The organism is Lentimicrobium sp. S6 (assembly GCF_013166635.1).
Taxonomy (GTDB): Bacteria; Bacteroidota; Bacteroidia; order Bacteroidales; family UBA12170; genus UBA12170.
The window spans coordinates 1-24,521 of sequence record NZ_JABKBZ010000036.1; the positions used below are offsets into that span (position 1 = coordinate 1).

The 24,521-nt window shown below is 35.7% G+C and carries 21 protein-coding genes; 11 read left to right on the forward strand and 10 right to left on the reverse strand.

The genetic code is table 11. The features are described 5' to 3' along the window. Positions 1 to 501 precede the first annotated feature (501 nt). Complete coding sequence (locus tag HNS40_RS12595; protein ID WP_172281317.1) at positions 502 to 969, forward strand: hypothetical protein; 468 nt, start codon at positions 502 to 504, stop codon at positions 967 to 969. A gap of 112 nt (positions 970 to 1,081) precedes the next feature. On the opposite strand, the gene HNS40_RS12600 is transcribed toward HNS40_RS12595, so the two are convergent. Next, entirely contained in the window at positions 1,082 to 1,561 is a 480-nt protein-coding gene (locus HNS40_RS12600; protein WP_172281319.1) for a hypothetical protein, read from the reverse strand. Positions 1,562 to 2,062: 501 nt separating this feature from the next. Here HNS40_RS12600 and HNS40_RS12605 point away from each other — a divergent pair. Then, entirely contained in the window at positions 2,063 to 3,388 is a 1,326-nt protein-coding gene (locus tag HNS40_RS12605; protein ID WP_216663681.1) for an MBOAT family protein, read from the forward strand. A gap of 9 nt (positions 3,389 to 3,397) precedes the next feature. Continuing rightward, positions 3,398 to 4,552, forward strand: a complete 1,155-nt coding sequence (locus HNS40_RS12610; protein ID WP_172281323.1) for a hypothetical protein — start codon at positions 3,398 to 3,400, stop codon at positions 4,550 to 4,552. Between the two features lie 16 nt (positions 4,553 to 4,568). On the opposite strand, the gene radA is transcribed toward HNS40_RS12610, so the two are convergent. Continuing rightward, on the reverse strand, positions 4,569 to 5,948 hold the full coding sequence (radA, locus tag HNS40_RS12615) for a DNA repair protein RadA (protein ID WP_172281326.1): 1,380 nt from the start codon (positions 5,946 to 5,948) through the stop codon (positions 4,569 to 4,571). A 224-nt stretch (positions 5,949 to 6,172) separates the two neighbouring features. Here radA and HNS40_RS12620 point away from each other — a divergent pair, with 224 nt between their 5' ends. The 4 genes from HNS40_RS12620 (at position 6,173) to recJ (ending at position 13,196) form a co-directional block, all read left to right on the forward strand. After that, entirely contained in the window at positions 6,173 to 7,186 is a 1,014-nt protein-coding gene (locus HNS40_RS12620) for a hypothetical protein (protein ID WP_172281328.1), read from the forward strand. A gap of 10 nt (positions 7,187 to 7,196) precedes the next feature. Continuing rightward, complete coding sequence (locus HNS40_RS12625) at positions 7,197 to 8,597, forward strand: T9SS type A sorting domain-containing protein (RefSeq protein ID WP_172281330.1); 1,401 nt, start codon at positions 7,197 to 7,199, stop codon at positions 8,595 to 8,597. A gap of 352 nt (positions 8,598 to 8,949) precedes the next feature. Further along, positions 8,950 to 11,253 (forward strand): hypothetical protein, encoded by a 2,304-nt coding sequence (locus HNS40_RS12630; protein ID WP_172281332.1) that lies wholly within the window; start codon positions 8,950 to 8,952, stop codon positions 11,251 to 11,253. A gap of 182 nt (positions 11,254 to 11,435) precedes the next feature. Further along, positions 11,436 to 13,196 carry a single-stranded-DNA-specific exonuclease RecJ gene (recJ, locus tag HNS40_RS12635; RefSeq protein ID WP_172281405.1) on the forward strand — a complete coding sequence of 587 codons (1,761 nt, stop codon included), beginning with the start codon at positions 11,436 to 11,438 and terminating at the stop codon, positions 13,194 to 13,196. Positions 13,197 to 13,240: 44 nt separating this feature from the next. Here recJ and HNS40_RS12640 read toward each other — a convergent pair whose 3' ends face one another. Then, complete coding sequence (locus HNS40_RS12640; protein WP_172281334.1) at positions 13,241 to 14,152, reverse strand: alpha/beta fold hydrolase; 912 nt, start codon at positions 14,150 to 14,152, stop codon at positions 13,241 to 13,243. A gap of 10 nt (positions 14,153 to 14,162) precedes the next feature. Then, positions 14,163 to 14,804, reverse strand: coding sequence for an HXXEE domain-containing protein (locus tag HNS40_RS12645; protein ID WP_172281337.1), 642 nt, complete (start codon positions 14,802 to 14,804; stop codon positions 14,163 to 14,165). A 219-nt stretch (positions 14,805 to 15,023) separates the two neighbouring features. On the opposite strand from HNS40_RS12645, the gene HNS40_RS12650 reads away from it, so the two are divergent. From HNS40_RS12650 to truB, 4 genes are all read left to right on the forward strand, one after another. Beyond that, the gene (locus tag HNS40_RS12650) at positions 15,024 to 15,899 is read left to right on the forward strand and encodes an ABC transporter permease (RefSeq protein WP_172281339.1); all 876 of its coding nucleotides are present in this window, start codon (positions 15,024 to 15,026) and stop codon (positions 15,897 to 15,899) included. 18 nt (positions 15,900 to 15,917) lie between these two features. Further along, positions 15,918 to 16,172 (forward strand): DUF3098 domain-containing protein, encoded by a 255-nt coding sequence (locus HNS40_RS12655; protein ID WP_172281341.1) that lies wholly within the window; start codon positions 15,918 to 15,920, stop codon positions 16,170 to 16,172. Between the two features lie 131 nt (positions 16,173 to 16,303). Beyond that, a complete protein-coding gene (locus HNS40_RS12660; RefSeq protein ID WP_172281343.1) occupies positions 16,304 to 17,098 on the forward strand; it encodes an undecaprenyl-diphosphate phosphatase in 795 nt (264 codons plus the stop codon). 11 nt (positions 17,099 to 17,109) lie between these two features. Then, positions 17,110 to 17,838 (forward strand): tRNA pseudouridine(55) synthase TruB, encoded by a 729-nt coding sequence (gene truB, locus HNS40_RS12665; protein WP_172281345.1) that lies wholly within the window; start codon positions 17,110 to 17,112, stop codon positions 17,836 to 17,838. On the opposite strand, the gene HNS40_RS12670 is transcribed toward truB, so the two are convergent. The 6 genes from HNS40_RS12670 to mtnA all read right to left on the reverse strand — a co-directional run bounded on the left by HNS40_RS12670 (position 17,819) and on the right by mtnA (position 24,463). After that, complete coding sequence (locus HNS40_RS12670) at positions 17,819 to 19,087, reverse strand: lipopolysaccharide biosynthesis protein (RefSeq protein WP_172281347.1); 1,269 nt, start codon at positions 19,085 to 19,087, stop codon at positions 17,819 to 17,821. The two genes, truB and HNS40_RS12670, sit on opposite strands and share 20 nt — an antisense overlap. Beyond that, a complete protein-coding gene (locus tag HNS40_RS12675; protein ID WP_172281349.1) occupies positions 19,084 to 20,133 on the reverse strand; it encodes a DUF4340 domain-containing protein in 1,050 nt (349 codons plus the stop codon). The genes HNS40_RS12670 and HNS40_RS12675 overlap by 4 nt, the downstream gene beginning before the upstream one ends. Positions 20,134 to 20,167: 34 nt before the next feature. Next, positions 20,168 to 21,913: a gliding motility-associated ABC transporter substrate-binding protein GldG gene (gldG, locus tag HNS40_RS12680; RefSeq protein WP_172281351.1), complete on the reverse strand. Its 1,746-nt coding sequence runs from the start codon at positions 21,911 to 21,913 to the stop codon at positions 20,168 to 20,170. A gap of 6 nt (positions 21,914 to 21,919) precedes the next feature. Then, positions 21,920 to 22,651, reverse strand: a complete 732-nt coding sequence (gldF, locus tag HNS40_RS12685; protein WP_172281353.1) for a gliding motility-associated ABC transporter permease subunit GldF — start codon at positions 22,649 to 22,651, stop codon at positions 21,920 to 21,922. A 115-nt stretch (positions 22,652 to 22,766) separates the two neighbouring features. Further along, entirely contained in the window at positions 22,767 to 23,351 is a 585-nt protein-coding gene (locus HNS40_RS12690; protein ID WP_172281355.1) for a class II aldolase/adducin family protein, read from the reverse strand. Then, a complete protein-coding gene (mtnA, locus tag HNS40_RS12695; protein ID WP_172281357.1) occupies positions 23,351 to 24,463 on the reverse strand; it encodes an S-methyl-5-thioribose-1-phosphate isomerase in 1,113 nt (370 codons plus the stop codon). Before mtnA ends, HNS40_RS12690 begins: the two co-directional genes overlap by 1 nt. Positions 24,464 to 24,521: the final 58 nt, after the last annotated feature.

Sequence of the window (24,521 nt, forward strand, 5' to 3'; positions counted from 1 at the left end):
TAAAAAAGGCTATAATTTCAATCTACACTAAATATTATGCCTTGTGAAGCAAAACATCAATTCATATTTGCTACTCTTTAATCCGAACTCTTTATTCTGATTCTCCCCATAAAAATTAACATGAGCCGTCTTTATCTAGATAAATAATCATAGTCTAGGCAAAGACGCTCGATTTTTTAATGCTTATTAATATAGCATTTTTCCTTATCTCAAGTAAAAATAACTATCTTAGCAACGCTATCTGTGATGGGTGTGATTTTTAAATTATGCCCAATAGAAACAACGCTGCTAAGTGTAAAAATAAAAGCTGAGACAATAGTGAATCCAAGAGTTGTAGCCCGTTTCAACAACTTTGAAACTTGACAGGAAAGGGCCATGCAGTCGGCTACATATTCTTATACTAAATGTTTTAAATCAAACCATTTAATATGCCAAAAGAAAAAATCATCGAACTTAAAATCTATGACAAAAAAACTGGAGTGATCAATACGCTCGTTATTTGTGGATCGGAATGGGACTTTTTTTATCCCCTTTGCTATCATTGTCCTAACCCATACCAATGAAGAAATCTCAGCAAACCCATTCCTTAAAGGATATAGCTATTTGATGATCCCTTTAGTGGTCGTATGTGGAGCTTATAAGGTTGTCGATTCTTATGAAACCCATATGAAGAAACACGGCCCAATAAGCTCCTTAACACTATCTGATAAGGCAATAGAATTATTCAACAAGGAATTTACCTACTCAAACTTACAACATATTACTATTCGACTCAGGGATGAGAAAGTGCAACCATTGCATTCAGCAAACAATTATCTTAAAATTGAAACTTTTAATGACACATATGAACTAGCCCTTGTGATCGACTCTAAGGAAGATCTTGAAACAGTCAAAAAGGCGGTCGCGCATTTTAAATCAAAGGATGTGTCAATCATATTTAAAAACATTTTTTTAAAAACAAAATTATAAGAACGAAATATTTGCACCGTTATTTGCACCGAAAACCTCTGTAGTACCAGTGTTTAAGGGCTATTTGAGTCTTGTTGGGGGTGCTTTTACAGAAAACAATAACAATCATATTTTAAATCCCATATCCAACATGAATACCCAAGCTGATATGGATGTCCTCAGGATCAAAGGCGAATTCGAGAAGAGGTCCAAGATGGAAATCATAAATCTCAAAACCATATGAGGTTTCAAAATGAAAAGCAAAATTTACCTCTGAGCTTCCATCTTCAAAAGTTATTCCTGGCGATACTGCTAAATGTAACCTTTCCATTGGGCTATATCCACCTACAATTCCGAATGTATTGTGACCATGCTCATCAAATACCCGTTCGTATCCAAGTCCTAGCCCAAATTTTGAATGTGGTAGGGAACGAATATAATGAAGGTGAAGTCCATATGCCAATTCTTCGGCATTAGTGAAATACACAAGTGAGTTGGCAATACCAAGCTCGTTTTTGTGATGACTGTGGGTATGATTGTGTTCTGTGTTTTGAGCAAAAAGATTGCTTGAGATTAGACTAGCTAAAATGGCGATATATATCGTTATTTTCATAAATAAGCTTTGATGGGTAGTTATTGTGTTTAAATGATATGAGCAGGCAATTTAGTGAATATAGTTTAATGCTATTGTCGTTTTCAATAAATTAACAAGCTAAGGTGGTTTTATAATTGTTTATCTATTCACCGATAATTTCTATGAAAGCAATCGGGATACAGTATTGTGTATCAGTTGGATGATTGGTGTTTGGGTGCCTAAATCCTGAGAGGTGATCGCGATTTACACTCAAAAACGAATATGAGCCAAGAGGCTAAAAAAGGATGCTTATACCATTCAAAAAGTGGTTTGTTATAGTCCTTTTGATTCTCCAAATACTATTTTTGGTTTTATCTAAGAAACACTTGTTGAGCTAAAAAAAAAGATGCAATTTTACCTCGAATTTAAAAAAAGACTCTAATGATTTTTAGTTCTCTCGTATTCTTATACGTATTTCTGCCAACCGTTTTGTTGCTATATTACATGATCAGAAAGTCTTATAGGAATTATTTACTTTTTTTGGCGAGTCTAATCTTTTTTGCTTGGGGTGGGGTGAGCTACTCTGCTTTGCTCATTGTCTCTATTATTTTTAATTATTTAATTGGAAGGCGGATTGCCGTTTCTGAAAAAGCTAAAGTTTGGCTTTTATTTGGTGTTATTATTAACATATCGCTGTTGGGTGTATTTAAATATGCTGGATTGTTTACCGAAACCATAAATGTATTTCTGGGCTTAACCCAAAACTCATTGCTGCCTATACCTGAAATATTACTGCCCATAGGAATTTCATTTTATACTTTTCAGGCCATGTCCTATTTAATAGATATATATAGAAAAGAGGCTGAAGTCCAAAAAAACATTGCTAATCTAGGCCTTTATATATCATTATTTCCTCAGTTAATAGCTGGACCCATTGTAAGATATCATGATATCTCCTTGCAGATTAATAACAGAGCACATACTTATGAGAAATTTTCAGAAGGTGTATTGAGGTTTGTTTTAGGCTTAGCAAAGAAAACACTGATTGCTAATAATCTTGCTATTGTAGCTGATCAAGTTTTTAATACCCCAGCTGGAGAAATATCTACATTGGCGGCATGGATAGGCATTATTGCCTATACTTTCCAAATCTATTACGATTTTGCAGGCTATTCTGATATGGCTATTGGATTGGCTAAAATGTTTGGATTCGACCTTCTCGAGAATTTTAACTTCCCTTATATCTCTAAATCAATTCAAGAGTTTTGGAGAAGATGGCATATTTCTCTTTCAAGCTGGTTTCGAGATTATCTCTACATCCCTTTGGGAGGCAATAGAATTGGTGTGAAGCGTACTTATGTGAATCTATTTATTGTGTTTTTTGTTACTGGTTTGTGGCATGGCTCCAGCTGGAACTTTGTGGTATGGGGACTGATTCATGGTTTGTTTATTGTTATAGAAAGACTCGGATTTAAAAATACGCTAAAAAAATTACCTGCTTTGTTTTCTGGAACCTACACTTTGTTTATTGCCATGATGGCTTGGGTGTTGTTTAGAGCGGAGGATTTTGGTTTTGCTAAGGAGTTTTATATGACTTTGTTTGGTTTTTCAAACACAACAGATATCGATGTTGATTTAGCATTAATGATAAATTCAGAGTTTGTTTTAAGTTTGATGATTGCTATTTTTGGTGCTTTTGGTGGATTCATGTTGATAAAAAAGCAATTATTGAAGACTTTAAGTACAAACCTCCTCGCAAAACTAAAGCCCATAAGCTATTCTTTATTCATTATCATCATCATGATTTTGGTGACCACTTATTTGGCCAATAGCACTTATAACCCTTTTATTTATTTTAGATTTTAATAGCCAATTATGATGAAGTTAGCTGTAAATATTAGTTTTTTAGTCCTGTTATTCGCTTTTTCCCTGAATCATCTTTTTCATATTGTTCATAAAGAAGATACTTCTGAGAATAGAAAGTTAGCCGAAAAACCTAAACTTGATATTAATCAATTAGATCCCTATCCTAATGCTTATAATGATTATTTTAATGATCACTTTGCTGGTAGAAACTATCTTATTGATATATATGAATGGTTGAATAATAGTGTATATCAGAAAAAAACGAGTAGGGGTAAGTATATCAGAGGAAATGATAATTATGTTTTTGAAACTTCAAAAAACCTGCCTGTTTATACTGGCAAGAAAACCATTAGTAATGAGCAAATAGAGCGTATGGCTCTTGAATTTCAAAAGCGTAAAGAATATTTCAACAACAATGGAATGGAAATGTATATCCTCATTATTCCATCTAAATATAAAGTATTGTCGGAGAAGTTACCTATGCTCATTAGAAAAGGCTCCCAAAATATGGGAGATAGGTTTATTGAATATTTTAAAGCAAATACCAACATTGCTGTTATAGATGGATTGCCCATCTTGAAAGAGAAAGGCAAAATAGATCCTGTGTTTTTAAAATATGATACCCATTGGAATCAATTGGGGGCTTTTTATGTTTACCAAGAACTGGTTCAGAGTATTTATGCTGATATGGGTATTTCCCAATCAATGGATACCTCATTGTTTACTTTTGAAAGCTATGATAAAGAGGGTGGTAATATGAAAAATGCTGCTGTCGATCAAAGTGACTTTGATTTTGGATATCGTATTTCACCAAAGAATATGACCTTTAAAAAGGATTCTGGATACCGACATCATGATCCCGATTTCAGATATGGGGATTTTGAGTTTTGTAGACGATTTAAATCTTCGAATTCTGATTTTCCCAAAGCTATAATTTTTAGAGATTCATTTGGCAATACTAGTTTATCCTTCTTACCTGAGGTTTTTAGTGAAACAGTATATATTTGGGACGATTGGCAGTACAAATTTAATAAGGAAATTATTGATATTGAAAAACCTGATGTGGTCATTTATTCCATTTATGAAACCTATATTGATAGATTATTGCAGGAGCCTTCTTTTGTGGAGCCAGATATAGAGCAGGATAAAGAGGACGTTCAATAGGGAGTCAGCCAATAAATTACCCAAATACAAAGCGAAAAACTTCCTCAATCTTACTGACTGCCACTACTCTAATACCTTTGTCCTTTTGGAGGTTCTTTCCATTATATTTAGAAACCACTATAGATTCAAAGCCCAATTTCTCTGCTTCTGATATTCTTTGCTCAATGTGATTTACCGAGCGTATTTCTCCTGATAAGCCTACTTCTGCAGCAAAAGCAATTTTTTGATCTATGGCCACATCTTCACTACTGCTTAATATGGCACAAACTACGGCTAAATCTATTCCAGGGTCGACTACCTTAATTCCTCCAGCAATATTGAGAAAAACATCTTTAATACTCAACCTAAATCCGCTTCTTTTTTCTAAAACAGCCAATAACATATTGAGTCTACGGGCATCAAATCCAGTAGTGCTTCTTTGAGGTGTTCCGTATACCGCGCTGCTTACCAAAGCTTGAATCTCAATTAGCATAGGTCGCATACCTTCTATGCTTGCTGCTATGGCTATGCCACTCAGGTTATCTTCTCTTTGTGAAAGTAATATTTCAGAAGGATTGCTAACCTCTCTTAAGCCATTGCCACTCATCTCGAAAATCCCCAGCTCCGAAGTGCTACCAAAGCGATTCTTTACAGTTCTTAAAATCCTGTAGCCATAGTTTCTGTCTCCTTCAAAATGTAAAACCGTATCAACCATGTGCTCCAAGACCTTAGGGCCTGCCAATCCTCCATCTTTGGTGATGTGACCAATCAAGAAAACAGAAGTATGGGTTTGTTTGGCAAACTTCTGAAATTCACCAGCACATTCTCTAACTTGTGAAACAGAGCCGGCAGAGGATTCTATATGTTCGCTTTGTAGGGTTTGAATGGAATCCACAATAAGTACTTTTGGTTTTACTTCTTTCACTTGCTGAAAGATTCTTTGGATATTGGTTTCGGTAAGGAAGTAGCAATCGTCGGAGGTGATATTTAATCTTTCCGCTCTCATTTTTACTTGTTGTTCGCTTTCTTCTCCACTGACATATAGCACATCTAGATTCGTCATCTTCATGGCTAATTGTAGGAGGAGGGTAGACTTTCCAATCCCGGGCTCTCCACCCAAAAGTATCACTGAACCCGGAACTAAGCCTCCTCCTAGTACTCTGTTGAGTTCCTCACTTTGAGTATTAAGTCGGCTTTGCTCTTCTACCGAAATATCTTTGAGTTTACGAGCTTTGCTTTTAGCTGGACTAGTTCCTATGGCATTGGCGGTATCGCGCCAACTGTCTTTGGTACTTTCTTTTTCAATAATCTCTTCCACAAAAGTATTCCACTGATTACAACTCGGGCATTTCCCAACCCATTTAGGCGATTGTGCTCCACAATTTTGACAGAAGAATGCTTTTTTTACTTTGGCCATGATCTTATTGTTTTTTTTGAGGAGGTAAAATTAGATAAAAAGCTTTTCTTATTTATCATTTTCTAGATTCATGATGTGATTTTTTCTTCTTAGCTAGTGAATGTTTGTTCTGGTGTATAATACTGTGAATCAGTCAAATGTTAAAAAAATATTTTTTCTTGACCTTGCCTATTTACTGTTATAATTTTAACAAATCGTTTATAATCACTTAAAATCAAAATCTTATGAAAAAATCAATACTTATTGTTTCGAGTTTATTATTTTTTAGTGCCTCCTTGTTTTCCGCTACTTGGCGGGTGAATAATTTCCCAAATGCTCAAGCTGATTTTACCACTTTGTCGGCAGCCATTGAAGCGGCGACTGATGGAGATGTGATTTATATTGAAGGAACGGGCTTAAATTATGAAGAAGGGCAAATTAATTTAACTAAATCACTAACCTTTTATGGTACAGGTTATTTTTTGTTGGAAAATGAAGATACTCAAGCCAATCACTTGCCTGCTGTTGTGAGTGTTATGCTAATTGTAGATGCAGGTAGCGAAGGGAGCCTTTTTTCTGGAATCAGCTTCGTTGGTGGTTTATTATATGTATATACAAGTGAGATTACCTTTGAAAGATGTCAGATTTCTAGCGAAATGAGATTACGAGGCTGGGATCAGGACATCTCTAACTTTATGATGAAACAATGCTACGTTTATGCTAATTTATGGGTTTGGGACATGGCCTATCCATCATCAAATATTGTATTTCAAAATAATGTATTCTTTGATGGCATGAGTTTGAATAAAGACTTAGGGAGTTATGTGGTCAGGAATAATATTTTCGCAGGTCATTATTCTTCTCTATTTGGCGTTAATATGACTGTGCAAAATAATATTATTGATGGAGGAGTCAATTCTAGTGTGGGGAATAATAATTTAGTAGAAAATAATATTATTGGAACAGGAGAGATGCCTGAAATGGGTGAGAACAATATAGGCGGAATTGTGTTGTCGGAGGTTTTTGTGGATTATCCAGATGGCGAAAATACCAGTCCTGATGCTATGTTTGTATTGCAAGCAGGTTCAGTAGCCCAAGGCCATGGTATGGGTGGAATTGATTGTGGTATTTTCGATGGGAATTTTCCCTATATCTTAAGTGGTTTGCCTCCCATTCCACGTATTTACGAATCTAATATTTCTGGTGTTGGAAATACCAATGGTCTACAAGTTCATATTAAAGCAAAATCTCAACATTAATCTAAAGGTCATGAAAAAGCAATTAATAATATTGTTGGCCTTTATGGTCACTTGTTTGTATGGTCAGCAATTAAATCAAGTAGAATATTTCTTTGATGAAGATCCAGGTTTCGGTTTGGCGACTCCCATCAGCATCAATCCCTCCGAAGATGTTGAGATTATTGAAAGTCTCGATATTTCTAATCTTTTGCCAGGTTTTCATAGCCTATTTGTTCGAATAAAAAGCGAAAATGGAAGCTGGAGTAGTGTTTTATCAAAAGGCTTTTATATAGAAGCAAATAAAGGGGAAGCCTCCCTAATTAGTGAGGTAGAGTATTTTTACGATCAGGATCCGGGATATGGAAATGGGTTTCCTTTTCTTGAATTTCAACATCATAATGAATTACAATTGAGTTTTTTGGCAGGAGTGAGTCAATTGGAACCTGGAACTCATGAATTCAATATCAGAACCATGAATGACTTGAATCAGTGGAGTCAGACCTTTTCTCAGCAATTCGACTTGCTCAATTGTGATTTAAGCATTTCTGGTTTTATCTTCGATGCGGATGAAACCCCTATTCCATCTGGTATGTTGGTTCTGTATCAGTATTTTGGCGAAGGATCTGCCGTGGGGGTAGATACGCTGTATCTTGAGGATGGGAATTATGAGTTTTCTCAGGTTTGTCCCAACTCGAATTATTTTATAAAAATAATACCAGAAGATAATAATAGCTTTCTTCCCACCTATTACGGTGATACCCCTTATTGGCAAGAGGCTGCCATCATTTCCACCCAACAATCTAGTCTGTTAAATATGAATATCATGGTTTCCTCTTTTTCGGAAATGGATGCGGGGACTAGTCAAGTGAAAGGACATATTTATCATGCTGAATCAAGAGGAGAGCCTGTTAAAAATGTGGATGTGATACTTGAATTTGATGCTGCTGATGATAAAGGAAACTTTCTTCCTGTGGCTTACAATAGGAGTAATGACATTGGAGAGTGGAGCATGTCGAATCTTCCTATAGGGAATTTCAGAATAAAAGTAGAAATACCTGGTTTAGAAATGGATACTACCTACTATATCCAAATAGCAGAGGATAATACCACTGTGGAAGACTTGAATTTCTATGTAGATTTTAATACTGGAATATTTGTAGCACATATAGGAGTATCTGAATTAAACATGGAATCAAGTATCCAAATATTCCCCAATCCAACATTGGGAACAAATCTTTGGATTCAAAGTGTTAACCCTGAATTAAAAATTGTTGAGCTAATTATTTATAATTATGCGGGACAAACCCAAGACTTAAATAATGGGCTGCACACAAAAAATGCCATTGATATTAGTGAGCTTTCAAAGGGCTTTTATCTTCTGAGGATAAAAACCAACAAAGGGATAATGGTACGAAAAATCATTATTCAATAATATAAATATAGTTAAGTATCACATATTAAGGGTTATATATTTCTTTGCTCTTTAGGGCAGGGGTGAAAGCTATTATGATGATATGAAATGGTTGGAGTAATTTCTTATTATTCTAGCAGAGGCTATCAGAAGCTATGATTCCAAAATGGCATCTTCTGATGGCCTCTAATAATATTAGGGATTTCATTTCATTTTAAACATTTGCATAATAAATAAATCTATTTTGAGTTATACACCAGAAGAATAGAAACTATAAAGTCAAAATTCTTATTATTGTAGATTAGTATCTATACTATAGTTTTTATATTTGGTATTGATATTGATATAATATAAATGATTGAAAATAAATACAATGAATAAAATATTTACATTTTTTGCTCTTATTTTAAGCCTTTCTGTTTTTTCACAAAGTATTAGTATTGGAGATTGGCGCGATGAATTACCCTATCGCGAAGCCATTGCAGTGGCCATAGCTGATGATATCATATACGCGGTTACTCCTTATAGCCTATTCACGCTTAGGAAGTCTGATGAAGTGATGAAACGCTATAGTAAAATTAATGGTTTGAGTGATTTTGGAGTGAGTACTATTGAGTATAATAAAGCTGAAGATGTTTTAGTTATAGCATATTCCAATACCAATATCGATTTAGTGAAAGATGGGGAAATCATCAATATTTCTGATATCAAACGTAAACAGATTTTGGGTAAGAAAACCATTAACAATATTTATTTTATTGACGAGATAGCCTATTTAAGTTGTGGATTTGGAATTGTACTGTTAGATGTTAAAAAGGAAGAAATTAAGGATACATGGTATATTGGTGATGATGGCAATGCATTGGAAGTCTTTGATATAAGTCGTTTGGGAAACGATATTTATGCAGCAACCGAGGAAGGGCTAAGAAAAGCTGATTTATCAAGTCAAAACTTAGCCGATTTTCAGAGTTGGACAGTGGTAACAGAAGTCCCTCATTCTGATGGCGTATTTGATCAAGTAGAAAACCATCAAGGAAAAATATTGGTGAATCATCATCCTGATAATAATTTAGATAGTATTTTTATTTTGCAAGATAATACATGGAGCCCACTTGAAATTCAAAATGTAAGAAGAAATGTTAATTTAACTAGCGGTAATAGATATTTGTATCTATATAGAACTAATGCTCTGGTCCTATATCAGCCAGAACTCGATTCTAGTAGCACTGTTAGCCAGAATGGTCTTTCGTATAGCATGAAGCCTGCAGAAGTAGCAGAGGATTCGGATGGCTCGTTTTGGATAGCAGATGAACTTAGTGGTCTTGTTAATACGATTGACTTTTATCGTTTTAGTAACTATATATTGAATGGCCCGCGAACAGCTAATGTTTTTGATATGAGTGCCCAAGGGAATCGATTAGTAGTTGCACCTGGAGGTCGAGATGATTCTTATGCTAACGTTTATAATAGTGATGGAGTGTTTAGTAAAATTGATGGAGAATGGGTAAATTATTATAAAGGTAAAGATTCTGCCCTTGATACCATCTATGATATGGTTTGTGTTTCCGTTAATCCAAATAATATTAATCAATATGCTTTAGGAAGTTGGGGGCGTGGAGTCACTGTTTTTAATAGTGAAGGCGTAGAAGCGGCCTATGGAATAAGCAATAGCACCTTGACACCATATAATGGTACAACCAAGACATTAAGAATTGGTGGCGTAGCTTATGATGATGCAGGAAGTCTTTGGGTAAATTGTGCATATAGTAATGCATTAATGCATCGTTTGTCTCCAACAGGAGAATGGACTGCCTGGGAATTAGGAGCTTCCAGTGCTCAAGATGTGGGTAAAATGATGGTGGATTCAAGAGGATATAAATGGATGCAAATGCGCCAAGGAGGAAGTAATTATATTTTCGTCTTCGATGAAACTCAAGAGCCAGGAAATCAGTTGAAAGGACTAAATTCTTATCCCAATAATGGAAATATACCAGGAAGTACTGTTACGGCCATTGCTGATGATTTAGATGGCGAAATTTGGCTAGGAACAGATGCCGGAATTGGTGTGATTTATAATGCTTATGGTATATTTAATGGAGGTGATTTTGATGCACAAAGGATTATTGTGGAAAAAGATGGCTATGCTCAATACCTCCTTGAAGCAGAAAAAGTAAAGGCTATTGCTGTGAATGGAGCCAATCAGAAATGGGTGGGTACAGAAAGAGGTGGTTTGTTTTTATTATCCGCAGATGGTCAAGAGGAGATATATCATTTTACAAGTGAAAACAGTCCCCTTTATTCCAATAATGTGGTAGCTATTGATATTTTAGATAATGGCGAAGTGTATATTGGAACCGATAAAGGGGTCATAGTATTTAAAGATAGCCCTGTTCCTCCTGAACCAAAACTTACGGATGATGTTTATGCTTATCCCAATCCTGTTCGTCCAGATTATAATGGTGTCATTGCTATTAAAGGATTGGTAAGAGATGCAAATATTAGGATCACTGATGTGTATGGTGGATTGGTACATCAGAGTGTTTCCTATGGTGGACAAGCCATTTGGGATGGTCATTCCTTGAATGGAGGAAAGGTAAATACTGGTGTGTATTTGGTATATATCTCCGATGATTTGGGGAACGAAACCATGGTGACTAAAATATTGTTTGTGAAGTAGAAATCCTTATTGAAATAGCCTCAATAAATAGATTTAGGGCTACTAAAGATTGAAAAATATTCAGCCCGATATTATAAATGCAATTTATAATATCGGGCTGAATATTTTTTATTTGCGGCTATAATATATTTTGTTATTCCCACTGAACATGCCATATAAAATGATTAACTTTGTTCGCTCAGATGGAAAAACAATGGGTCATATTACCAGAAAGCGATGAGAAAGTTATTTCTCACTTGCAGGATGTTCTAAAACTAGAACCAACTTTGGCTAACTTATTAGCACAAAGAGGAATCACTAATTACGATGAAGCCAAAACCTTTTTTAGACCAGAATTAAGTCAACTTCATGATCCTTTTTTAATGAAGGATATGGATAAGGCTGTGGAAAGAATTGAAGAAGCAATCAATCGTCGTGAGAAGATATTAGTCTATGGTGATTATGATGTGGATGGTACCACCGCCGTAGCATTGGTTTACTCTTTTCTTAAAAAACTATACTCCGAAGTAGATTTTTATATTCCAGATAGATATAAAGAAGGTTATGGGATATCAGTTCAAGGAATTGATTTTGCAGCCAAATCTGGTTATAAATTGGTGATTGCACTTGATTGTGGAATCAAAGCTGTAGATAAAATAGAATATGCCCGTTCCAAAGGAGTTGATTTTATTATTGGCGATCATCACCGACCAGGAGATGAAATTCCCAATGCGGTAGCAGTATTGGACCCTAAGCGTGTGGATTGTGAATATCCATACAAAGAGCTTTCGGGATGTGGTGTGGGATTTAAAATGATACAAGCCTATTCTCAAAATAATACTTTTCCTTTTGATGATTTGAATGAGTATTTAGATATGGTGGTAGTAGCGATTGCTTCTGATATCGTACCCATTACTGGTGAAAATAGAATCTTAGCCTATTATGGCTTACAAAGAATCAATAGTAATCCACGCCCAGGAATAGAAGCGATTTTAGAGTATACTAGCTTTAAAAAAGTACGTCCTAGGAATGTGGAGGATGGAGATTATATATATAATAAAGAATTGACAGTAAGTGATTTGGTGTTTCAGATTGGTCCTAGAATTAATGCTGCTGGGAGGATTGAAAGTGGTAGGAACTCAGTGGAACTATTGATCAGTCAAACCCTTGATGAGGCCTATTCTTTTGCTAAGAAAATAAATGAACTCAACACCGAAAGAAGGACCTTGGATTCTGAAATCACTGAAGAAGCCATGACGGTGATAGAGGATGATCCAGAGGATGATACTAAACTAAGCACCATTGTTTTTAATCCCAATTGGAGCAAAGGAGTTATTGGTATTGTGGCCAGTAGACTGATAGAATCTCATTATCGACCTACTATTGTCTTCACCAAAAGTAATGGTTTGCTCACAGCCTCCTGTCGTTCCGTTCAAAATTTTGACATCTACGATGCCATTGACCATTGTAGTGAGTTGCTAGAGCATTTTGGAGGCCATAAATATGCGGCTGGTTTTAGTCTTAAGCCTGAAAACCTAGATGCTTTTAGAGCCAAGTTTGAGCAATATGTAAAAGATAATATCACCGAAGAATCCCTTACTCCTGAAATAACTATCGATGCTGATATTCACTTAAATGAGATCAATAATAAGTTTTTTAGAATCCTCCGTCAGTTTGCACCCTTTGGGCCTGGTAATATGGCTCCAGTATTTGTAACCACCGATGTGATGGATACGGGTAGTGCCAGAACAGTTGGTAAGAATCATTTAAAGCTAGAGGTGGTACATGCCAATATTTCTGGTTATCCCTTGCCTGCTATAGCTTTTCAGCAAGCAGATAAACTAAATATGATTAAAGGACAAGGTCTTACTTTTTCCATTTGTTACCATTTGGAAGAAAATGAATGGAATGGTCAAAAAAACCTTCAATTAAATATTAGAGATATCAAACCCGATATGGAGTAAGGATTAGTTGGATAATGTTTAACTTCTTCTGGTTGATATTCATACTAATTCTCTCGATTATCACCTAAAAAAGCAAGCACATAAGAAGAAAAGGTGCTAGGGATTTGGTACATCATACCATGGCCACTATCATATACATTAATCAAGGTGGAGCTTCTTATAGAATCATGGAGGATGCTAGAATTTTGGCAGGGGACCACTTTATCTTTATTTCCACAAATGAGAAGCACAGGCATTTTGAGTTGATGGAGATGACCCACAGATCCGCCCAATGGTTCTAACCATTTTTGAACCGCTTCATATTCCATTCCTATTGTTTTGGGATGGTAAGCTTCTGTTGCATGTGGCAAAACTAACCATGGTTTTGGATGTTTGGCTAACCAATCGTTTGGGAATAACGTTTTTAGTAAATCTAAGGATGAGGATTTTGGAGAACTAAGTATCCCAATGATTTCTTTTGAGGGATTGATGGTGATACCATCTCCAGGGTCTGTTGCATATAAAATCAATTTCTTTAGTTTTTCTGGGTATTGAATAGCAAACATCTGTGCCACATATCCTCCCATGGACCATCCCAATATATGAGCTTCTTTTATGCCAATGGCCTCCATAAATTCACTAAGATCTTTTGCCAATGAAGCCATAGTAAATGATGTGCCAGAATTGGAGCTTTTCCCCATTCCTCTGTAATCAAAAACAATGACTTGATAATGTTTTTGAAGGGCTTCAATGAATACATTACTCCATAAATCCATATTGGTGGCGTATCCTGTACACAAGATTATTGGGCTTCCTTCTCCATAGACACGATAAGCGATTTTGGCGTCTGTGATTTCTGCATATAGAATGCTGGAATCTGGATTTGCAAGTGTTTTATTAGGAGCGAATAAGGAAAGGAAGAGGACAAGGATGAACAGGTGAATGGCACTAAATGATGTTCTTAATGTGTTTTTCATGTCGATTATATTAAGTGTAATGATTGGTTTTTTCTTCTTTCAGCAGGCAGCGTTTCGGAAAGTGATAGGGAGAGTTCTCTTCTTTAAGCCACATGATGATCTTGATGACTCCTGCATAATTTAATAGAATTCCTAGAAGGATACCTATGAAATAATCGGATGCTTGAACAAGGTGTTCTGTATGTATGATATAGAAAAACATAATACTCAAGGGTAGGAATAGTAATACACTAGTGGCCATTCCAGCATTATAAAATGTTTTGCCCTTAATGTTAAAAATAAAGCTGTGAGCAATGATGTTTCCTGTAGAAATCAGGATGGTAGCCATACCCAACCATATTGCTTTTTCAGCGAATACAATGGCCAGAAAATAAGTCGTCCATCCCATAAAAACATTTACAAATACTGCGGATTGGGCATTTAAGGGATATCTGTCGGGCTTTTGGCTTTTAAACATCATCATATTTACCATGCCCGGAAAAGTACCCACAATTCGATATTCCTCCAGTTGATGAAGGAATAAACTCAATAAGCTCAAGCACATTAATAGTTGATAGAAACTCATATTCTGGCCATTTAATAGTAAAATTACGATAAGAAAGAGGGCGAAAAATCCTCCTAAATCATACCAATGGTTTCTTAGAAATTTCATGATGAAAGCCGTTTATGTTTAAAGGTAGTGATAATATTTTGAAAATGAACATTATAGATTCGTGTTTTTGCGGCTTTTTTTAGATTCTGCTTTTGTTTTCTGCCATATTTTTGAATATAGAGCTTTTTAGTAAGTTAGATAAATTCAATTTTGATACTTAACATTTATTAAAGCCACCATATATTTCTTTTTCTTATTTTAGCGCATTAAACAATTTGAATGAAACCGCAAAAGAAAGTCAGTAAAAGAAAACTTCAATCCTCCTACCTTACCACTATTGTAAGTATTACTTTAGTGCTTTTTATGTTAGGCTTGTTGGGTCTGATATTGCTTAATTCTAAGAAGTTGGGCGATCATGTAAGAGAAAATATTGGCTTTAGTATCATCATGAATTCAGAAGTAAAAGAAGCTCGAATTATGGAGCTGAAGAAGAATTTAGATGCTTCAGATTTTGTGAAATATACCGAGTATATTACCCCTGAAGAGGCTGCTGAAGAATTACAAAAAGAACTGGGAGAAGATTTTATTGGCTTTTTAGGTTATAATCCACTCTTACCCAGTATCGATTTACGCTTGAATGCACAATATGCTAATGTGGATAGCCTTAAAGTAATAGAAGCTCAATTGCTTCAGAATACAGATATTAAAGAGGTCTATTATCAAGAATCCTTAGTGGAGATGATTAATGCCAATGTGAGAAGAATAAGTATCTTTATTCTAGTGTTTAGCTTTTTATTATTGGTCATTGCCATTGCACTGATTAACAATACCATCCGATTATCGGTTTATTCTAAACGTTTTCTAATTAGAAGTATGCAATTAGTAGGAGCCACTAAGTCATTTATACGAACCCCATTTATCCTAACCGGAATATTGCACGGTCTTTTAGCGGCATTATTCGCCTCTATGGCTTTGGTTGGGATTTTGTATTTCTTATTACAGCAGGTCCCCGATTTAGTAACCATAAACGATTTTAAACTCTTTGCGGTATTGTTTGGTTTTGTGATTGCAACGGGAGTTATAATTACTTGGTTATCCAATCTTTCTGCAGTTAATAAATACTTGAAGGCCAAGCCCGACGAATTATATCAATAGAAAAGAAACATATTTACTATGAGTAAAATAGATAATAAACAAGAGAACCCAGACAGAGAGGTTTTTGTATTTGGAAAAGAGAATTATAAATTCTTATTCATTGGATTAGGTTTGATTGCACTAGGCTTTATCCTAATGATTGGAGGTGGTTCTGAATCTCCTGATGAGTTTAATGAAGGTATTTTTAACTTTCAAAGATTAACCTTAGCCCCTATTTTAATTTTGGCTGGTTTTGGTGTGGAAGTCTATGCCATCATGAAAAGAAACAAGTAGTACTAAGTTCCAGATTTAAAGAATAATAATGAAGTTCAAAGTTTTTAATTAAGCTTTGAGCTTTTATATTTTACTTGGGTCTGCTAATTATTTTTATTATATTTGATAGAATCACCAAATAAAAATCAGAAATGAGTTGGATAGAAGCATTAGTTTTAGGAATTATTCAGGGTTTAACAGAGTTTCTCCCTGTAAGTAGTAGTGGTCATTTAGAGTTGGCGAAATTTATTCTTGGCGATACCAGTTTGCCCGAAGATAGTATGCTGATGACAGTGGTTTTGCACGCTGCTACTGCTTTGAGTACTATCGTTGTTTTCAGAAAAGATATACTTGAAATCATTGTGGGTTTGTTTCAATTTAAGTGGAATGAACAGACCAAGTTTTCCTTAAAAATTATCATTTCCATGATTCCTGCAGGTATTGTAGGTGTATTCTTCAACGAAGAAATAGAAGCTCTTTTTGGTGGAAGATTGATGTTGGTGGGCTCTATGTTAATTCTAACTGCAGTTTTATTATTAATGGCGGATAGGGCAAAAACAACGGATAAAGGAGTAGGAAATTGGCATGCCATCATCATTGGTATTTCACAAGCTATTGCTATAATGCCAGGGATTAGTCGTTCAGGCGCTACTATATCTACTAGTGTGTTATTAGGTATTGATCGTTCCAAAGCCGCCCGTTTTTCTTTCTTAATGGTAGTTCCATTAATTCTTGGAGCTATGGCCAAAGATTTAATGTCGGGTGAAATTAATTATGAAAGCTCTCAGATGCTTCCTTTAATAGTGGGGTTTATTGCTGCTTTTATCACAGGAATTGCTGCATGTACTTGGATGATAGCATTGGTTAAGAAAGCCAAACTAAGCTGGTTCGCTTTATATTGTTTCATCGTGGGAGTCATTGCTATTGTTTATACCTTTGCGGTCTAATTAAGATTTTAATGGAGATTAATGAAAAACCCGACTTTAGAGCGGGAGAAGTATTTTTGCTAGACAAGCCCTATGAGTGGACTAGTTTTAATGTGGTGAATTCCATCCGATATCAAATGTCTAGGGTTACTGGTTTTAAAAGAAACAAAGTTGGGCATGCAGGAACTTTGGATCCTCTTGCTACAGGACTACTTATTATTTGTACTGGAAAAGCTACCAAGCAAATAGACAGTTATCAAGCCCAAATTAAGGAGTATACCGGAACCTTTAAAATAGGGTCGACGACCCCTTGTTTCGATAAAGAACAAGAAGAGGATAAGCAATATCCCACGGAGCATATTACTGAAGAGATGATTCGTGAGGCTACAAAGTACTTTATGGGTAAGATAGAGCAGACTCCTCCTGTGTTTTCAGCTATTAAAATCAAAGGGAAGCGAGCTTATGATTATGCTCGAAACGATGAAGAAGTGGTGATAAAACCCAAAAACATCGAGATTATGGAATTCGAAATCACTGATATCAGAATGCCAGAAGTTGACTTTAGAATAGTTTGTTCTAAAGGAACTTATATTCGGTCTTTGGCACGGGATTTTGGATTAGAGCTAGATTCTGGAGCCTATCTAATTGCTTTGAGGAGGACCAAGATTGGAGACTATGATGTAAAAGATGCTTTGACTCCTCAGGAATTTAAAAAGAAAATGCATGGTTTCTGGCCTGATCTTATTCAGGATGTTGAATAGAAATTTTATAAAACCAGTAGCCAAGGTATAAATGGAATACTACCTGAAAAGCACAAACTATCATTAAAGATGTTTCTATAGTCCCATCTGTAAAATGTCCTATAACAAAGGCAATAATCACCATGATATTCATACTTAAACTAAGCGCAAAAAATCTTTTCTGATTTTGAGTGATTAAAGGAATATGTGTGAAAGGAGAAATAAGAAAGTTTAGAAATAACCAAGGGCTTAGAATTTGAGCATAATGTCCTGCAATAGCCCAATCTTTACCCAATACAAAACCAAATATCTGGGTTCCAAATATCGCTAATAGTATAAAGATGGGTAAACCTAATAAGGCCATCATCTTTACTTGGCTGGTAAATAACGCTCTAATATCTTTATCCTTTTGCCATTGTTCACTTGCTTTTTGATAGAATACTTGTCCCATAGCTGAACCAATAAATCCGGCAGGAACTTTTACTATTCTTATCATTCTGCTATAAAACCCTAAAGTAGCATCGGAGAAGAATCGCGAAATAATTATATTCACAATACTCTGTTGTCCTATGTCGCTTAATACATGTAGAGAGTTGATTTTTGGGAAGTCAGAATGCTCTTTTGCTTGTCTTACTATCTCTACTCTATTTACTGACTTTAGCAAACTCATATCATTTCTCCAGAACTTGAAAATTAAAGGAAGACTTCCAATAAACCATCCACTAATTTGCCCCCAGATTAATCCAATGGAATTAAATCCTAAATATCCAGTTCCTATACTAACAGAAGCATTGGTGCTACTTTGACTCACCTTGGAATAGGCAATGTTTTTATAATATTTCTTTCGAGTTGCCCAAAGATTAAAGCTTTGAAAAATGCCACTGACCAAAACAAAAAGAGGAACCCATTTTAGAAAAGGAAATAAAGCTGGAGACTTTGCTATTTGCGAAATTTGTTCTCCAAATATCCATACAATTATTCCGGAGAGAATAGTCATGAGGAGGGCAATGGTTAAAGATAAGGCCAATATATTTATCGCTTTATCATCTTCTTTAGGAAGCACAATAGCCATTTCGTAACGAGCAGTGGCCAAAGCAGAAAAAAGAGTTGCAACAGCTAAAAATAGGGCCAAAATACCAAATTCGGCAGGGGTAAAGAGTCGGACGAGAATAATTTCAGAAGCCAGCGGAATAAGTTGTGCCAAAGTGCTGCCACTCAGAATAGTGAGGACAGGGCCCATAAATCCCGATTTTTTAAACTTCTCTATCATTCATTTCTGCCTTGGTGGAGATAGAAAAACTCGATGGGTCTGGTGATTTTGTCAAAAACAAAATATTGAACCATCAACATTTGGTTATTATGCCAGCCATACATTCTATCATAATCATATTCAGCTTCAAAACCATGTAATTCTTCATCGTGCAAGCCTTTCATTTTGAAAGTTTTTATCTCATGTTCTTTGCCATTGGTTTCTTTTACCTTAATGATGTAAACAGGTTGTGAATGAATAATAGAATCTACCTTAGTCTCTTGCATATCGTCTAACAAACTCTCGTAGTTGATGTCTTTAAAGGCATCTAAAAAAGTATATAAGGCCACGGTATCATATACAGGTAGTATTTGACGGTTCACCAAAGACATGATCTCATATCCCTTATCCATTTTTCTGATTTGGTAGGACTTACTTGGATGCTCTGGGGATTCCACAGAAACTTCAGCAATTCTATGATATGGGATTTTGAAAATTTCATGACTTAGCCAGTCTTTAGGATTAGTTGTGAAACGAGCGGCCACAAAACCTCTAAATCCTGGCAAGGTTACTACATAAGGTCGTTCGGCTCCTTCTAAAAGCATGACCGTTCCTTGATTGTCTTGGGTGGCATTCCCCACATAAAAAACCTTAGATTTATTCACGTAAGGGAACAACTTTAATGAGCCCATATTGATATAATGGTCGTTTTGATAAACTTCAACCTTAATGGAATTACCAGCCATCACCTTTACTACATTATTATGAGCTTTTTGAGAAACAGGGAATTTAACTTCTAATCTCTTTAAAGTGGTCAATAGCATTTCCATATTTAATTGATGGGCTTTGCCATTGCCATTTAATGTCCACCCTAGATCTGTCCTTTCAAAAGTAAGAGACTTCCCATTTTTATCGGCCATATATATTTTTACAATGTTGGCAGTGTCTTTAGTCGCGAAATTTGATTCACTGCCAAAAAGGGTAGAGTTTTTATCGGTCATTACAAAGCTAATGGCTATAATAACCAAAATAATCATTGTAATTAAAACGAGTTTGTTCTTCTTCATTCTATATCTTTTTCAAAAAAATGTCAATCAATAATTAATTCTTCACGGTATATTTTCTTTTTCTTCTCCATTGAAGAAACAAGGCCATGATAAAGATCAGGACAATGGGCGTCATTACATTTAACGATTTGATCAGCAACATATTCTCGTCCATCTTGTTTTTGTCCAATAGACGAAGTTTTATCTCTCTACTTCTGATGCTGATTAAGCCATTCTTATCTATTAAATAATTCATGGCATTTAAGATGAAATCTTTGTTCCCAAATGTCTCTCGAGTATACTGGTCAAATCCTAAAGGAAGTGGATAGCCTTTGCTATAATGTAACTGATTCTTGATAATATCACCATCTGAAACAAATATTTGAGCTGTTTTTTTACTTGCTTTTTGAAATCCTATGCTGTCGTTATTGGCTAATTTAGGTGGGATTCTGTTGGCAAATAATGAGGTGAACTCCCCCTCAACCAATACGGCAACCATTTTAGGTGGCAGATTATACATCCTAGGGTCTGGTGGATTATCCATAATCTGTAGATCGATAAGTGCAGGTGACTTAGATATTCGGGTATAATCGGAGGAGGCCAATAAAGCAGTTTTCTTTACATTTTCAGACTTTACCGTATCTAAAGTACCAGAGAAATCAGTCATAATGGAGTTCATATTATTCACTATCGGATGCTTACTGGCACTGGTTAAAATAGGAAAATAAAACCAAGGTAGGAATTCCTGTCGGGGTTGGTCTCCAATCATACCTGTAACAATAGGGATAGGCCGAGCATTTAAATCCATTAATAACTCCTGATTCATCCTCACTCCATATTTGAAGAACATATCATTGAGATTCAAATCTAATCCAAAACCTAAAGTTGTTCTGGCGTTTTGAAGGCTATCCATGGAGGCATAAACAGGATCTACGAGCCATAATACTTTACCACCTCTCATGATATATTGATCGATGATGAATTTGTCTTTTTCAGAAAATGCAGAATCCGGTTTAGCAACAATAATGGCGTCAAATTTATTGGTGATGATGATTCTTCCGGTACTGTCGTAGGTTTTGAAATCGGAAAGACTAGTTATTTGTTCATTCAAGCGAATATTGGTCACACTATAATGTTCTGATAAAGCATTACCTATATCTGCTGTTTCTTTTTTACTCAACTCACCATGACCTTCTATAAAAGCTATTTTGGCTCTGGTATTTACTGCCAATTGGCGGATGACGCTAGCCAAGGTGAATTCCAAATTCTCAACAGAACTATTTAAAACTTCTTCCGGAGGCATCCCCAGTTGGGTTTTCAATAATTCAACATGCCCTTCGGCATTCATATAACTCACAATGGCTCCTGGGAAGATAAGTTGTGCGGAATTTCCTGTTTTGTCGTTTACTTGAAGGTTGGTGGGTTGTAAGCCCTTTTCCATGAGTAATTTATAAACCTTGTTTCTTTCTTCTTCATCGCTGCTTTCGGAAGGGTTAGAGAATTCAAACTCAATATATTTGCTATAAGCCCTAAACTCATTAAGCATTTCCTTGGTTTCGTTTCTTAAGCGTTTGAAACCAGCAGGGAAATCCCCATCTAAATAAACTTTGAAGAATACATATTCATCTAGGTTTTCCAGCATATCGATGGTGGCAGGAGAGAGGGTATATCTTTTTTCACTGGTGAGATCGAATCGGGTATACACATAATTCGAAATGATATTGATGGTCATGATGATGATAAGACCATAAACCAGCTGTAGTATATTATTTCTTCGGTGATTGTTTCTTGTGTTTTTCATGTCAGCTTACCATTTACGTGATTCAAGAGATATTTTAGTTAACATGATGAAAACAGCAGCAAAGCTGAAAAAGTAGATTAAATCTCTAGTGTCAATCACCCCTCTACTCATGGAGGCGTAGTGGGCACTAATTCCCAAGGACTTAATAAATAAATCTACTGGACCAAAAAGGTCAAGAGAATAGATGATCTCGAAGCCTAAATAGCTAAAAGCAGTGATAACAATGGCTAATATAAAGGCTACAATTTGATTGTCAGTTATGGAAGAAGCAAAAAGGCCAATAGCTACAAAGGCTGCCCCTAAAAATATTAATCCAATATAGGATCCCCAGGTGCCACCTAGATCTACATTTCCTGCCGGAAAACCAAAGATATAAATGGTGATTAAAAATACTAGAGTTGGTAAAACACTAATGATAACCAAACTTACACCTGCAAAGAATTTAGCCATAATGATTTGTAAATCACTTAGGGGTTGGGTGAGTAAGATTTCTATGGTTCCTGATTTCTTTTCCTCGGAAAACATGCGCATGGTAATGGCAGGAATGAGGAATAAAAATACAAATGGGGCCATGAGGAATAAAGATTCCATGGAGGCGTATCCAAATTCTGGGATGTTAAATTCAGTTGGAAAAACCCATAAGAAGAGACTGTTGATCAATAGAAAAACGATGATCACGATATAGCCTATCAATGAATTTAAAAACGAACTGATTTCTTTTATGTATAGTGTAAACATTGCTTAAGAAAATCCTGATTAATAGCTGCAAATGTAATTAGTTTTTGGGAAATAATAGCCCAAGATTTAAATGCAGGATTCAATTTTGATTTTTTATGAATAAACTAGCAAATGATTAAAATAGATCCTCAAAAATTTGAAAAACAGATTTCATATCTTTAGCATAAGCTAGCAATCCCTCTTTATGTCCTTTCATTAAAAATAGGCCTTCGTCTTCTTGCTGATTTCGGATAAGGAATTTCACTGCGCTAGCCATATCTGTTGTTCCATAAGGTATGTGAGAACAGGTGGAGGGTAAAGAATGATAATATCGGTTCCAAAGTTGAAGATGATGGATATGGAGGATGGCATTAATTTGTGGAAGCTCTTGATAGATGACAGCATGAGTTAGTGATTCGGAGGAGGCTGCTATTGGTCCAGTGCACCAGATCTTATTGTTTTTGATAGCCCATTGATGAACCAAAGAATAGTGGTTTGAATTGGATGGTGTAATGGAGCCTGTGGCGCTACCGCTGACTAAAAATCCACCTTCTGCTCGTATGCTAATATTTCCATAACCAATTCCATTTTCATAAACTCCAATATATTTCTTTTCATGGGCCAAGTCTCTATAATATATAAGCTCCTCCAGATTTTTTGTATTTTGTAATTCTTCTTTTTTCCAATCATATTGGAATTTAATAATACCATCGTCGCTCATTATGATTTCCTTTCTGGATATAGGTTTAGCATTTCTTCTTCATTGGCTTTGCTGATTCCTCTTTCTGTGATGATTCCTGTAATAAGTCGAGCAGGAGTAACATCGAAACCGTAATTTACGGCAGGGCTATCTTTCGGACAGATCAGAATTTCTTCTATTTTGTGTTCTTTACTCAGTCCACTCATGTATTTTATTTCATGTGCATCTCTTTCTTCAATGGGGATTTCTTTAATACCATCCCTTAAATTCCAATCGATGGTGGAGGAGGGTAGAGCTGCATAGAAAGGGATATGATTGTCAAATGCGGCTAATGCTTTTAAATAAGTTCCTATTTTATTGGCTACATCACCAGTTCTAGTGGTTCTGTCGCTTCCCACTATCACCATATCAACCAAACCATGTTGCATAAGGTGGCCACCAGTATTATCTGCAATGATGCTGTGTGGTATGCCATGCTCTTTTAATTCCCAAGCTGTTAATGATGCCCCTTGATTTCTGGGTCTAGTTTCGTCTACCCAAACATGAACTGGGATTCCTTTTTCATGTGCTGCATAAATGGGAGATAAGGCCGAACCATAATCCACAAAAGCCAACCATCCTGCATTACAATGGGTGAGAATATTAAGTGCTCTTTGAGGATTCTTATGATGAAGCTCTTGTAATACTTGTAGTCCATGTTGACCAATTTTTCTGCACATTTCTGCATCTTCGTCAGCAATTTGATTCGCTATAGCTAGTGCTCTATTTTTAAGCTCCTCTAATTCTATAAGATCTTGCAATTCTACTAACATTCTGTCAATAGCCCAGCTTAGGTTTACAGCCGTTGGACGGGTAGATTTTAGCAATTGAGCTGCTTTAGTGAGTTTGGAATCAAAGTTATCATTTTGTTTTAAAGTCAAGCAAGCCAAATAAATCCCATAGGCACCAGAAGCTCCAATGAGACCCGCTCCTCTTACCCACATGTCTTTAATGGCTTCGGCTACCATGCTGTATCTGTTGAGTTCCTTTATCACAAATTGATGGGGGAGGAATCTTTGATCAATAATTTGTACTACTTCTGGCTTCTCCGGGTTTACCCAAATGGTTCTATATGATTGGTTACCAACTTTCATTTTTATTCAAAGATAAAAAAAAGAGCTGTCGGTTAGAACAGCTCTTTTGATGATTGAT